This is a genomic window from Exiguobacterium aestuarii, from assembly GCF_020171655.1.
GTDB classification, from domain to species: domain Bacteria; phylum Bacillota; class Bacilli; order Exiguobacteriales; family Exiguobacteriaceae; genus Exiguobacterium; species Exiguobacterium aestuarii_A.
Genome location: NZ_JAIVAC010000001.1, coordinates 599654 through 613236 on the forward strand (window position 1 = coordinate 599654; position 13583 = coordinate 613236).

Here is a 13583-nt window from a genome sequence, read left to right on the forward strand (position 1 = left end):
GATGCAAACCGAACTAACGGCAGAGGCAATTTATAAACAAGAATTTAAAACGGCATTACGAGGCTACTCGCAAGAAGAAGTCGATCAATTTTTAGATGTCGTCATCCGCGATTATGAAAAGATGGCGAAAGAAATCGAACGGCTTCAGAAAGAAAATGATTCATTGCGTCGCGAATCGGCACCAGTGGCAGAACCTACAAAACCAGCGCAACCTGTTGCGTCGAACTATGATATGTTACGTCGCATTTCAAATCTTGAAAAAGCAGTCTTCGGAAAGCAAGTGGGACCAAGCGAATAAGGAATAGGGGGTGGAGTGAATGTTGCAAGTGTTAACGGCTACGGAAAAACAACCCGTTAAACAACAATCAAGAAAGCTGTTTCGAACGAAAGAAGAAGTGATGAAAGCACCGACAAGCTATACAGATCGTCTCGTCGAAAACATCAGGCACACCTGTCGATTTGATTGGATGATGATTGAACAAGTCGAATTTGGCGAGGATCTCGTTCATTACGTGCTCGTCGGACCGAAAGGTGTATTCTTGATTCAATTAAATCGAACTCCAGCCCCTGTCCATTTGACGAACCGCGAGTGTCGAACGGAAACATCTATGGGATGGAAGCATATCTACCCACATCCTCTCACAGAGCTAGAGCGAATGACGAAACAAGTACGGACACGGTTGAAAAAGGAATGTGGGCAAGCGATTCCTGTCTATTCATTCTTGATTTTCCCGGAGACGGAACAGTTGAAGCTTAAGCGGGTCAAGGCCAATTGTGGGGATTCTTTCGCATTCGTCAATCAGGTCATCAGCAAAACAAATCTTGAGACGTTGACAGAACCGCTCGTTAAACAAATTGCCTACTATTGCTCTGAACGACAAGTACATAAATAAGAAGAAGGCCAAATATTGTATTTGGCCTTCTTCTTATTTCAAGAGTTCTCTTGCCTTTGCCGCATCATCTCGATGAACGAATAGTGCGACACGGTCGTCTAAGTTTTTCGCGAGCGGCTTTAATAACTTTCCGGTCGGAAGTCCTTGCTCGATGCGACAGGTGAGTCCCTGTTCTGTCAGGTAATGATAGTCACCTAGAAGTTCTTCCCCTTGTTTCCCGAACGCTTCACCGAAGCGAATCCATTTTAAGTTCCGAATCGTCCGAATCGTCACTAAAATGACGAACAAGATGGCAAGTACAATGATGAATAATGTTTCCAACGCATTCAACCCCTTCTTTACACAAGTTTAATAGGGTGGCGAGTTGAAAGCAATACGAACTGAACGTTATACTAAAATGGAAAAGAGGGGATTATATGAAAAAACCGATTCAATCAAGACGAGAGGCCATTTCGCTTCTTGAAGATCAGCAAGTACTCTATATTCGCATTCACAATGGGCAAACGGGCATGATCAAGTCGACAGAGGAAGGGATTATCGTTGCCATCCCAAATGAGGAGACTGACAAGATTGATTTTCGCAAGCTAGAAGATATCGAAGCGTTCGAAGCATTCTATGACTTGACGCTCTCAAAACCAGGTATTCTGTATGTAAATGTTGAAGAGTAAATGACATGGAGAGCTTCACCAATTAGGTGAGGCTCTCCATTTATAAACTTTTAAGATGATGGAAGCCAGACGGCCAACTTCTCTTGCAGCGGTTTTAGACGGACGTGATGTTGCTTGTGCAATAAATAACCGTCCGGACGAATGACTAAAATACCACGTTTCATAAACAGGGACTTGGCGAGTTCATTCCCTTGGTCGAAAAATGGACGACTCGTCTTCGACAAGGTGATGGTCTGAATGAACGGATGATGCTGATTTAAGTACTCATAGATTGACGTCAAATCACGTTTGCCATCGTCGAAAACGAGTACTTGGAAGCGACCGTCGGCAATCTCTGAAATCTTCGTCCGGAATCCATCATCTGTTCGTAAAATTTCCGTCTCTGGGAATATCTTCCCTTCTGCGACGCGGCGAAACGGCATGCGTAGCGTTTTTGGATAGGATAGATGAAGTTGAGAGATCCGTTCCGTGATTTTTTGATTGACGAGATTGACGCGAGTGAAGACATCTGCCCCAATCGCTTGAAACGGTAATAGCATCGGCAACGTCGTCTGAAGCATCACAGTCGCGACATTTGTCGTCTGTAGTACATTTCTGGCAACATGTTCACGCTCATTCCGATACGTCGAGACGACTTGATGCGGTGCCCCCGTCTTCAAATGGAGCCATAGTTTCCAGCCCAAGTTGAATGCATCCGCAATCCCGGTATTCATTCCTTGCCCCCCGACCGGTGAGTTGATATGGGCGGCATCACCCATTAGAATGACGCGATTATGGATGAACGTATCGACCATCCGGTTATGAACCCGAAAGAGCGAGAACCATTCGACATTGTGTATGTGAACGGGCATATGACTACGTTGCTCCACGAATTGTTGGAGGTCTGATTCGACAAACGACTCATCGGTCCGTAGGTTTCCTGTGATTCGAATCGTTTCATCCGTGAGTGGAAATACTTCGAGCACCCCTTGGTCCGAGAAGAAAATGTGAACCTCTTCGCGAGAAATCGGCCAATCGGCTTTCAAATCTGCCAATACCCACGCCTCTTTGAACGACTTTCCACTGAATGGGAGGGCGAGCATTCGACGAATCGAACTATTGGCGCCATCAGCAGCAACGACATACTTCGCTTCGACCGAACGATGAGTTCCGCCTTCAGCAGTCAAATGAGCGATTGTACGCGATGGATATTGAGTAATGGAAGAGAGTGATTCTCCACGCTTCACCGAGTGACCATGTTTTTTTAAGGCCTGTTCTAGAATTTCTTCTGTTTCATTTTGACGAAGTAGTGTCACGAACGGATAAGGGGTGACAAGTTTTGAGAACTCGAGCTTTGCCGTCCATTGACCTGAGAAGTAGAGATTCCCTCGCTCAATCGTCCGTGCCCGTTCGAGCACTTCTTGTGCAACATCCAAACGAGAAAACACTTCGATTGTACGCGGTTGGATTCCGATGGCTCGAGAATTATCCGACGGGGTCGTTTTTCGATCGATGATTTGAAATGATACGCCATATCTGGCTAAGGTGAGGCCGAGTGTTAGGCCGGTTGGTCCGGCTCCAACGATTAGTACATCCACTTGTTCGTCCAAAGTGATCAACTCCTATCATTAATAATGATATTTCCGACATTGGCAGCGATTAAACGAAAAGTGGGGTATAGAACGGTATAGGATATTCGATGACGGAAGGTGAGTGAACAGTGTGCAGCCATGGATCAAAGAAAAGCAAATTCGAGATAGCTTTACAATGGAAGAAGATTATGAACAGACGGCAGCGGTTTTGATACCGCTCGTTGAAATAGAAAAAGAGTGGCACGTCGTCTTTGAAGTACGTGCCCATACGATGCGACAGCAGCCTGGGGAGATTTCATTTCCCGGTGGACGACTTGAAAAAGGGGAGACGCCTGTCGAAGCAGCCGTTCGAGAAACGTGTGAGGAGCTCGAGCTTGACTCCAGTCAAATCGAAGTCATCGGAAAATTGAGGCCGCTCGCCACGCCCCATCGACAATTGATTTATCCCTTTGTGGGCATGTTGGCGGAGTTGCCGACCGTAAAAGAGACAGATGAGGTCGATCATTTGTTTACGGTACCGGTATCCACCTTGCTCATGATTGACCCGTTTCATGGGGAGATGGAATGGACGATGAACCCAGATCAAAATATTCCGTTAGACCGATTGGCGAATGCTAAAGCGTACAAAAAACGGGTAATTAAAATGAGAGAACCTTTTTATGAACATGAGGACTATATCATTTGGGGACTTACTGGAAAATTTTTGACACAATTTATTCAACGCATAAAAGAAAACGTATTCAAACCGACATAATTTCGTTATAATGATAGAAACAAATTTAGATTGGAAGTGAATGGGTGTGTCTGAAGAATTCCTCGTAGGTGATATCGTGAAGTCGACTCGTGAAGGATGGGTCGCAGAAGTGACCGCCGTACTGACCAATACTGTAATCGGAGACGTATCGATTATGGAAGAGTTCCAACAGCTCGGACTCGAGTTTGAGAAACAAGTTTTACTAAAATCAGAATTAGAATTGATTGAACGCGCCAGCTGACCTTTTTCCGAAAGGGATGATTCAGGTGTCCATTGACAAAAAAGTACGTGAATGGCAAGAGGCGGGTTTGTTAGATGAAGCGACCGGTAAAAGACTAGTCGACTATGAACATAAACAACGGGCGGCTAGTGGGCAACATGATCACAAGCCGCCTGTTTTAGTCATTGTCGGATCGATTTTACTGGCACTCAGTCTATTCAGCTTCGTCGCAGCCAATTGGCAGGCGATTCCCGACCTTTTGAAGATTGGATTATTTCTCATTTTTATGGTTGGATTTTATGTGTTTGCCGAACGGGTCCGATTGAAAACCCCAAGGTACGTGACATTATTGCGAGTACTAGGATTCGTCTTTTTTGTAGCGACCATGGCGGTCATCTTTACTACGTATAACCTTTCGGGGCAGTTGACGTTTCTATTTTGGATTTTGTTCACAATGGCAGTCCTTCACCGAATCATATATGAGCACATCATCTTTTCGGTGATCTCCGCTATCGCCGCATTTATGGCCGTTACGAACAGTTTCGAAAGTCTCGGATTGACGTTGATCGGATTTGCACTCATCGTGACATGGGTATGGTTCCATTTTGTGGAAGAATCGTTAGACCGAACGTTCGCTTGGCTTACCTTTTATGGCATTCTCAACATTTTTGGACAATATGTCGACTATGAAGGTAGACTATGGCCACTCTGGTCTCTTGTTATTCTACATGTGCTGCTTCTCATTTATCGAAAACAAGCTGCATGGCAAGCTGTATATTTGTTCGTCGCAGCCATTCTATCCATCGGTTATTTGGTGAACGTCACGGAAAGCTGGCTCTCTCAAAGACCGCCTTCGATTATAGAGGCTACGCTTTTATCCATTGCGCTCGTTGCCGTCTACTTGATTCATCGTCGGAGCGATTTGATGTGGGTAAGTTTGCTCGCAGTCATCCCGTTCGCGTTGTTCGAGGACTCTGGTGTTCTTTTGGCGGTATTAATTGAAGTGATTGCATTGGCTTATCTCGTTCGTCAAGACATGACGAGACAACGAACCATCTTTGCCTTCATCTATTTCTTAGTCGTCCAAATGACGATTTATTTCATTTACGTTTGGGACCGTCTCGATATATCTCTCTTCTTCTTGATTGGTGCACTGATCGTCTTTGCGTTGTCACTCGGATTATGGTGGCGTAATCGTACGAGAAGGGATGTGACGACATGAAACGGTTGTCAACGTGGATCATTCCTGCCGTCCAAGTCATGATTGCGATTTTGTTTGTCATCCTTGTTTACGCCATATCGTGGGTGGGGGAGACATACACGTTCAAGGGTACCTCGTTCGAACCGTATGATCCGTACTTTGGGGACTCGATTTATCTGGAGTACGATGAATTCGAAGGACGCCAAAATGTGGAGACGGGAACCGTTTACGTCTCGTTTAAACAAGGGGAAGATGGTTTTGCTGTCATCGACCGAGTCGAGTCAAAACCATTTTTCGGAGGAGTGCGCGCGAACTATTATGACCGTAACCTTTATATAGAAGAAATGGGATCGTATCGTGTCCCTCTAGATGAAGTGGATAGGGTCGAGGGTGAAAAATCGTTCACAGTCGAAGTCGATGTTGCACCGTGGGGAATGCTCAGATTGCATGATTTAAAGCCAATTGAATAAGTAAACCGCATGACAGGGAGATTACAGGTTTGTTACAAGACTCATTGTAACGAATCTGTAATTTTTTTGTGAAGCCTAGTAATATCAACGTTTTTTGCAATTGTTACAATCTGTAACCACTTTTGAAGTCATATGTCAGGAATGTTTCACTTCGTTAAAATGGCTACTCGAATGTGACGGGTCGTGGTAAATTAACATCTGTTCGTTACATAACGAGAAAGGTGATGACCTTACTACGATGAAATTCATTAAATATATGATTCTATTTGGAACCGCGATGATGGGAATGTTCACATTTGTCGATCAAGCAGATGCTGCTCAGATCGGGATCGGAACAGAACAGAAGATTGTCCAAAATCCTCTTGAACTTGAACGACAAGCGATCGAAGAAGAACGACAAAAAGAAATCGCTCGCCAAAAGAAAATTGCTGAAGAAAAACGCATCGCTGAAGAGAAACGTTTAGAAGCAGAACGTCTCGCTGCTGAAAAAGCGAAAGCAGAAGCGGAAGCAGAGAAAGCAAGACTTGCTAAACTCGAAGCAGAGCGTAAAGCGGAAGAAGCGCGTAAAGAAGAAGAACGTGCGGCAGCACAACAAGCAGCTGCTTCTTCGAGCAAGAAAACAACGGCAACACCGGTGTCTACGTCGCCGAATAAGAAAGTCATTACAGTCGAATCGACAGCATACTCAAATGATGTGGCTGACAACAAAGCTTATGGCGGTCGTGTCTTAACAGCAACCGGCCATGATGTCACAGATTCAATCTACTATAATGGGATGCGCATTATCGCTGTCGATCCGGCGATTATTCCATTAGGTTCTAAAGTCCATATTCAAGGTGTCGGTGACGCGATTGCCCTTGATACGGGCGGTAGAATCAAAGGACATATCGTCGATTTACTCGTCGATTCAAAACAGGATGCCATCCAGTGGGGGCGTCGACATATTCAAGTTACGCTTTATTAATGATGAGGTTCTCCGGAAGGAGAGCCTTTTTTTGTTTAACAAAGCAGAAAATAGGGCAAAATACTATTTGAATTTCCATTTTGGAAATAGTCGAGGAGGGATTAGGTTGATTGAGTTTCGTGATGTATCAAAACGTTATGAGGACGGGACGTTAGCCGTCAAAGAATTAAGCTTAACAGTAGAAAAGGGAGAAATCTTTGTATTGATCGGACCATCCGGTTGTGGAAAGACTACAACAATGAAAATGGTGAATCGTTTAATTGATCATACGGATGGAAAGATTCTAATCGATGGAAAAGAGATCTACCAGTTCAATATTTTCGAATTGCGTCGTAACATCGGTTACGTGCTCCAACAAATTGCTTTATTCCCCCATTTGACAGTGGAAGAAAACATTTCTGTCGTACCTGAACTATTGAAATGGAAAAAAGAAAGAACAAAAGACCGGGTGACGGAATTGATGAAAATTGCCGGTCTCGATCCAAAACTACGTTCGAAGAAGCCTTCGGAACTATCTGGTGGTCAACAGCAACGCGTCGGTGTATTACGCGCCTTAGCGGCAGACCCGGACGTCATCCTTATGGATGAACCGTTCTCTGCACTTGACCCGATAAGCCGTGGCCAATTGCAAGATGACATCAAACGACTAAATGACGAACTCGGTAAGACGATTCTTTTTGTCACACACGACATGCAAGAAGCGATGAAGCTCGGGGATCGTATTGCGTTAATGCGTGATGGGGAACTCATGCTAGTCGGAACACCAGAAGAAATCTTGGCGAGTGAAGACCCGTTCGTCTTAGAATTTACACAACGTGGAAGAGGTGAGCTGGATGCTTGAGACGTTCCAAAATAGACAAGGACAGCTTGTCGAGGCACTGATTGAGCACTTACAGCTCTCTGTCGTATCGCTATTGATTGCCGTCTTAATTGCCGTACCATTAGGGATTTGGCTGACGCGCCGTAAGAAGATCGCTGAAACCGCCATTGGCGTCACTGCGATTATTCAAACGATTCCTTCGCTTGCCTTGCTTGGATTGATGATTCCGCTCGTCGGGATTGGGGCATTACCTGCCATCATTGCGCTTGTTTTATATGCGCTCCTACCGATTTTACGAAACACATTCACTGGTTTGAATGAAGTGGACAAATCGTTACTTGAAGCAGCTCGAGCTTGTGGGATGAAACCGAATCAAAGTTTGATGAAAGTCGAACTTCCGCTCGCCTTACCTGTTATCATGGCAGGTATCCGTACAGCGATGGTCCTCATCGTCGGTACGGCGACACTTGCCGCTCTCGTCGGTGCAGGCGGACTCGGTACGCTGATCTTGCTCGGGATTAACCGAAATGACAATTACTTAATTCTATTGGGTGCCATCCCAGCTGCCATTTTAGCCCTCCTGTTTGACTTCTTGTTACGTCAGATGGAAGGTGCGACAGCGACACGTAATAAGACGAAATTGATTGCCGTCTCTACCGTACTCGCCCTCATCATCATCACACCGCTCGCATTTGGTCGCTCGCAAGAGACAGACCTTGTCGTAGCTGGGAAACTCGGTCCAGAGCCAGAAATTCTTATGAATATGTATAAGTTGTTGATTGAAGAAGAAACAGATTTGACTGTATCGGTGAAGCCGAACTTTGGGGAGACGACATTTGTATGGGGCGCCCTCCAATCTGGTGATGTTGACATTTATCCAGAATTCACCGGAACGGCACTCGCGAGTCTCGTCAAGGAAACACCCGAATCAAACGATGCCCGTGAAGTATATGAACAAGCTAGAGAGGCGCTTGCTGAAGACGGGTACGTCATGCTCGAACCGATGCAGTTTAACAATACGTACGCACTCGCAATCCCACGTGACTATGCAGAGGCAGAAGGCATTTCCGCCATTTCAGATTTACGAAACGTTCAGTCTGATATACAAGCCGGATTCACACTTGAATTTACCGACCGTGAAGACGGATATCCAGGACTTCAAAACGAGTATGGTCTTGATTTCCCATCCGTCGTCTCGATGGAGCAAAAATTACGCTATCGTGCCATTTCACGAGGAGATGTCAATTTAGTAGACGCTTATGCAACGGATCCTGATATCGCCGAGAACGACCTTGTCGTTCTAGAAGACGATCGACAGTTCTTCCCGCCATACCAAGGGGCACCGCTCTTGAAAGAAGAGACGCTTGAAGAGTATCCAGAAATTGAAGATGCACTCAATCAGCTCGCAGGTAAAATCACAGACGAACAAATGTCTGAATTGAACCGTCGTGTCGCGTACGGAAATGAACGCGCCTATGATGTAGCGAAAGACTTCTTAGAACAGGAAGGGTTATTATGAGAGCATTGATTATTTCGAATCCGAAGTCCGGTACGAGCGAAACGATGCTCGGGGAAGTCATCGGAACGATTGAATCGCTCTATGAAGAAATCATCATCAAGAAGACACAAGAAATCGGGGACGCACTTCGATTTGCAAAAGAAAGTGGATCGTTCGACCATCTCATTGTCATCGGGGGAGACGGTACACTCAATGAAGTAGTCAATGGGTTGATGACGTTAGAGCTTGAGGAGCGACCGACAATAGGAATCATTCCTGCAGGGACGTGTAACGACTTCGCACGAGCGCTCGAACTTCCTATTCAACCAACACAAGCCGCGAGCATCATCAAATCGAACCATGAGCAACATGTGGACGTGATTCAAGTAGATGAGATGTATGCCCTCAATTTCGTTGGAGTCGGATTGATTGCAGATACGTCACGTCAAATCGACCCGGGCGAGAAAGAATCTTTAGGTTCAATCGGCTACTTTCTTGCAACTATCCGCCAATTTCGTGAAGCAGACCCATTTCAGATTCGGTTACGTCGAGGAGATGAACTTCTTTACGAAGGAGACGTCAGCTTCTTATATGTAGGGAACGGGAGTTATCTCGGAACCGTACCGACGAAATTGGAGACGCAATCGTTTTCGGATGGCATGTTAGAAGTCGTTCACAGTTCGTCTATTGGATTTCCGATGATTCGACAATTGTTAGCCCAACAGCTCGGTCTCGATCAAAAATCAGAGGAGTGGAATCACTTTCAAACTTCATATGTCGAAGTTGAGTTGAATGAGCCACAAGTCATCGATATCGACGGTGAACATTTTGAAACAGATCACTTAGCAATCCAGATTCGAGAGCAGGCTCTCATGTTTTTAACGCCATAAAGCATCAACAGAGAAAAGTATTCAGACTTTTCTCTGTTTTTATGTTGTCCTGACCCTTGAACCGTGTTAGTATTTCACTATTATTATGAAAATGAAATGAAAAACAGGAAGTAGGGGTAATCATGGCGCAAAACTCATTCGCCTCAAAAATTGGATTCATTCTAGCTGCCGCAGGGTCGGCAATCGGTTTAGGTGCGATATGGAAATTTCCATATGTCACTGGAACTAGTGGGGGCGGTGCCTTTTTACTCATGTTTTTGGCGTTCACATTATTACTTGGTCTGCCATTATTGATTGGTGAATTCATCGTTGGACGTTCAACTCAAAAGACGGCACTTCTTGCCTTCAAACAATTAGGGCATGGTCGTTGGAGTATTATCGGTTATTTAGGAGTCATCGCATGTTTCTTGTTGCTTTCCTTCTATAGTGTTATTGGAGGATGGGTCCTCATTTATATCGGTCTCGGTTTGAGTGGGACATTAAGTGGGCGTACAGCTGACGAGTTCGGAGATGTATTCGGAAATGTCGTGTCAACACCTGGCATCGCGGTGCTCGGACAATTCTTATTCTTATTGATCACGTTATTGATTGTCTTACGCGGGGTCGAAGCAGGGATTGAACGGATGAGCAAAATCTTAATGCCGCTCTTGTTCATCAGCTTCATCGTACTCGTCGTCCGTTCATTGACACTTGACGGAGCGATGGAAGGAGTCCGCTTCTTCTTACAACCTGACTTCTCTGCATTGACGGGTGAATCGGTACTATTTGCCCTAGGACAAGCCTTCTTCTCCTTATCGTTAGGGGTAGCAGCGATGTTGACATATGCGTCTTATATCAAGACGAAAGGAACGTTGAACCGTTCTGCGAACATGATTGTTCTATTGAACATCACGGTTTCACTCTTAGCTGGACTTGCTATTTTCCCGGCAGTCTTCGCTTCAGGACTTGATCCGGCTGAAGGTCCGGCGTTACTGTTCGTCGTATTACCAGCTGTCTTTAACCAAGTACCACTTGGCGGGTTCTTTATGGTGTTGTTCTTCCTCTTATTCGCGTTCGCATCGATCACGTCGTCAATCGCGATGTTAGAAGTTGTTGTCGCGGGTGTGACAGATCGGTTGAACGAAAAGAAATCGACTTGGACGAAGAAGCAAGTAACCGTGACGGCAGCCATTCTCGTTTTCGTCGTAGGCGTTCCATCTGCATTGTCATTCGGACTATTGAGTGATTTACAGATTTGGAATGGGCGTACGTTCTTCGATACAATGGATTACCTCGTCAGCTATATTTTAATGCCGGTCGGGGCGCTCTTAACATCGATCTTTGTCGGATACGTCGTCGATCAACGTATTTTGAAAGATGAGATTCAAACGTCAGAACCGGGTAAGAAGCTTTATCCGATCTGGCATGCGCTCATTCGCTACGTCATTCCCGTGACAGTAGCCATTGTTATGGTATCAACGTGGGTCACAACATAATAGACAAACCGTAGGCTTAAAGGTCTACGGTTTTTTTCATAGCACAACGGGAAAGAAGTCGATATAGGTACTCGTTTTTACACCTGTGGACGGAGGGAACAACGAATTTTATTATGCTAAAATGATAGGGATGACGAAACTTTTTTTGATAGGTTTCGTAATGTACAATAGAAGTAACATGAGATGAGGTGAAAAGAATGAAAACATGGATGAAATGGGCCCTGACAGGGGCAGTCATATACTTTGCCATCAACGTATTCGATTTCTCCTGGTTATTCATTATAGTAGGGGCGCTCGTCTTGAATGAAGTCTGGTCGACGAACAAGCGCAAAAACCGTCAACGAACACCGACAATGGTCGCGAAGCGTGCCAAGAAAAAACTGTTGCTCGATGAGGACGAACCTTTCTCAGGTTCAAGAATCCTCAAGCCGATTGAGGAACCCGTCCCGGCGCGTCAATTCGAGGCGACGGACGATTTAGAACTTCAATTTTTGCAACGGACGATTGAACAAGGGTATGAGAAGCTACAACAGATTGACCGCGTCCTTCCTGAAATCAAAGATGTGGAAGTAAGGCGTGAGATGAAAGCTGTCTCCAAAGAAGCACACGAATTGTTCGAAGAACTTTTCGAAAATCCACAAGACGCAAAACATGTTCGAGACTTGTTCACATTCTACTTAGATTCCCTCGTCTCGGTCGTCTTGAAATTTAAAGAACTTGAAGGAAAACGAGTCGTCATTCAAGAAGAGACTCGAGAGCAATTAATCACGAATATGCGACTAATTGTCGATAAATTTAAAGAACAACGCGGACGTCTTCTTGAAGATGACGCCGTAGACTTCGAACGCGAACTGATCATGATGGAGCGAGTCTTATCTGATCAGCCGGAAGGGAGAAAGAAACATGACTTCATCGAATGAAACGAACTGGCAGTCATGGCCGGAAGAAGAGCTGACATCTGATACGAAAACGAAAACAGAAACAGAGGGATTTAGCGACCCATCTGTGGAATGGTCATCTGTTTCACAACCTCACGAAGTACCTGCCATCCAAGCCAAGCCAGACGTGCCTCAAGAGCACCGTGAGCGAATTACACGATTGGCGGAGTCGATTGATATTAAAAAGACAGATTCGGTCATGTTGTTTGGCTCGAACGTTCAACGTGAACTTTCACAATTCTCTGACCAAATTCTGACGGAAGTTCGAATGAAAGATGGCGGGGAGGCGGGGAAACTCTTGTCTGACTTAATGCAGAACGTCCGAAAGATGGACCCGGACATGCTTCAACCGGAGAAAAAGAGTTTTATGGACAACATCCCGCTCATCGGTCGTGCAAAGAAGAAAGCCGAAAACTATAAGCTTCAATTCGAAAAAATGAACGTCTATTTGGAAGAGGTCATCCATAACCTCGATCGTGCTAAGTTCGGTCTGATGAAAGATATCACGATGCTCGATCAAATGTATGATAAGAATAAGCGGTATTTCGAAGAGTTGAACGTCTATATCGCTGCGGGTGAAACGAAACTTGATCATGTACGTGAACATGAAATCGCGCCACTTCGTCAAGAAGTCGAAATTTCAAAAGATCAGTCTAAACTTCAACAGTTGAACGATATGATTCAATTGGCAGATCGTTTTGAGAAGAAGCTACATGATTTGAAATTGAGCCGTACCATCAGCCTGCAGATGGCGCCGCAAATCCGAGTCATCCAACAGAATAACCAAATTCTCGCTGAGAAAATCGAGTCAGCGGTCGTCAATACAATCCCGCTTTGGAAGAACCAAGTCGTTCTCGCGCTCAGTTTGACACGTCAGAAGACGGCGCTTCGCATGCAACAGGACGTGACGAAGACGACCAATCAGTTGCTTGAGCAGAACTCGAAGATGCTCAAAGACTCTTCGATTGAAATCGCTCAAGAAAATGAAAAAGGGATTGTCTCTGTGGAATCCCTTAAAGTCGCCCACGAGAATTTACTCTCGACACTCGATGAAACATTACGCATTCAACAAGAAGGTAAACAAAAGCGTCGTGACGCTGAACGTGAACTCGACCGGATGGAGCATGAGCTCAAAGAAAAAGTCATTGAGATTGCCTCAAAAAATAAAGAACTGCCAAAAGATACAGGATATTAAGAAGGGAAGTCTGAGCAATCAGACTT

At 45.1% G+C, this 13583-nt stretch carries 15 protein-coding genes and 1 pseudogene; 14 read left to right on the forward strand and 2 right to left on the reverse strand.

Features of this window, described 5'->3' with window-relative positions; translation table 11 throughout:
* Position 1 precedes the first annotated feature (1 nt).
* Together gpsB and LCM29_RS03100 are read left to right on the forward strand one after the other, a co-directional pair.
* A complete protein-coding gene (gene gpsB, locus LCM29_RS03095; RefSeq protein ID WP_214691933.1) occupies positions 2 to 298 on the forward strand; it encodes a cell division regulator GpsB in 297 nt (98 codons plus the stop codon).
* Positions 299 to 317: 19 nt separating this feature from the next.
* Positions 318 to 893 carry an NERD domain-containing protein gene (locus LCM29_RS03100; protein ID WP_214783608.1) on the forward strand — a complete coding sequence of 192 codons (576 nt, stop codon included), beginning with the start codon at positions 318 to 320 and terminating at the stop codon, positions 891 to 893.
* A gap of 33 nt (positions 894 to 926) precedes the next feature.
* On the opposite strand, the gene LCM29_RS03105 is transcribed toward LCM29_RS03100, so the two are convergent.
* Entirely contained in the window at positions 927 to 1214 is a 288-nt protein-coding gene (locus tag LCM29_RS03105) for a hypothetical protein (protein ID WP_224860760.1), read from the reverse strand.
* A gap of 95 nt (positions 1215 to 1309) precedes the next feature.
* On the opposite strand from LCM29_RS03105, the gene LCM29_RS03110 reads away from it, so the two are divergent.
* The gene (locus tag LCM29_RS03110) at positions 1310 to 1561 is read left to right on the forward strand and encodes a hypothetical protein (protein WP_214691944.1); all 252 of its coding nucleotides are present in this window, start codon (positions 1310 to 1312) and stop codon (positions 1559 to 1561) included.
* Positions 1562 to 1611: 50 nt separating this feature from the next.
* On the opposite strand, the gene LCM29_RS03115 is transcribed toward LCM29_RS03110, so the two are convergent.
* Entirely contained in the window at positions 1612 to 3150 is a 1539-nt protein-coding gene (locus LCM29_RS03115) for an FAD-dependent monooxygenase (RefSeq protein WP_224860762.1), read from the reverse strand.
* A gap of 112 nt (positions 3151 to 3262) precedes the next feature.
* Between LCM29_RS03115 and LCM29_RS03120 the strand changes: the two genes are divergently transcribed.
* The 11 genes and pseudogenes from LCM29_RS03120 to LCM29_RS03170 all read left to right on the forward strand — a co-directional run bounded on the left by LCM29_RS03120 (position 3263) and on the right by LCM29_RS03170 (position 13557).
* Positions 3263 to 3886 (forward strand): NUDIX hydrolase, encoded by a 624-nt coding sequence (locus LCM29_RS03120; RefSeq protein WP_224860765.1) that lies wholly within the window; start codon positions 3263 to 3265, stop codon positions 3884 to 3886.
* A gap of 40 nt (positions 3887 to 3926) precedes the next feature.
* A complete protein-coding gene (locus tag LCM29_RS03125) occupies positions 3927 to 4127 on the forward strand; it encodes a DUF2187 family protein (protein WP_012726121.1) in 201 nt (66 codons plus the stop codon).
* 16 nt (positions 4128 to 4143) lie between these two features.
* Positions 4144 to 5328, forward strand: coding sequence for a DUF2157 domain-containing protein (locus LCM29_RS03130; protein ID WP_224862730.1), 1185 nt, complete (start codon positions 4144 to 4146; stop codon positions 5326 to 5328).
* Complete coding sequence (locus LCM29_RS03135; RefSeq protein ID WP_224860769.1) at positions 5325 to 5777, forward strand: GDYXXLXY domain-containing protein; 453 nt, start codon at positions 5325 to 5327, stop codon at positions 5775 to 5777. The genes LCM29_RS03130 and LCM29_RS03135 overlap by 4 nt, the downstream gene beginning before the upstream one ends.
* A 238-nt stretch (positions 5778 to 6015) precedes the next feature.
* Positions 6016 to 6741 carry a 3D domain-containing protein gene (locus LCM29_RS15235; RefSeq protein ID WP_318247813.1) on the forward strand — a complete coding sequence of 242 codons (726 nt, stop codon included), beginning with the start codon at positions 6016 to 6018 and terminating at the stop codon, positions 6739 to 6741.
* Positions 6742 to 6847: 106 nt separating this feature from the next.
* Positions 6848 to 7564: pseudogene (locus LCM29_RS03145) on the forward strand (ABC transporter ATP-binding protein); the annotation flags it as partial.
* A 10-nt stretch (positions 7565 to 7574) separates the two neighbouring features.
* Positions 7575 to 9080, forward strand: coding sequence for an ABC transporter permease/substrate-binding protein (locus tag LCM29_RS03150; RefSeq protein WP_214783590.1), 1506 nt, complete (start codon positions 7575 to 7577; stop codon positions 9078 to 9080).
* Entirely contained in the window at positions 9077 to 9949 is an 873-nt protein-coding gene (locus LCM29_RS03155) for a diacylglycerol/lipid kinase family protein (protein WP_224860771.1), read from the forward strand. Before LCM29_RS03150 ends, LCM29_RS03155 begins: the two co-directional genes overlap by 4 nt.
* A 122-nt stretch (positions 9950 to 10071) precedes the next feature.
* Entirely contained in the window at positions 10072 to 11424 is a 1353-nt protein-coding gene (locus LCM29_RS03160) for a sodium-dependent transporter (protein ID WP_224860773.1), read from the forward strand.
* Positions 11425 to 11621: 197 nt separating this feature from the next.
* Positions 11622 to 12344: a 5-bromo-4-chloroindolyl phosphate hydrolysis family protein gene (locus LCM29_RS03165; protein ID WP_214691961.1), complete on the forward strand. Its 723-nt coding sequence runs from the start codon at positions 11622 to 11624 to the stop codon at positions 12342 to 12344.
* Positions 12328 to 13557, forward strand: coding sequence for a toxic anion resistance protein (locus tag LCM29_RS03170; protein ID WP_224860775.1), 1230 nt, complete (start codon positions 12328 to 12330; stop codon positions 13555 to 13557). Before LCM29_RS03165 ends, LCM29_RS03170 begins: the two co-directional genes overlap by 17 nt.
* Positions 13558 to 13583 lie beyond the last annotated feature (26 nt).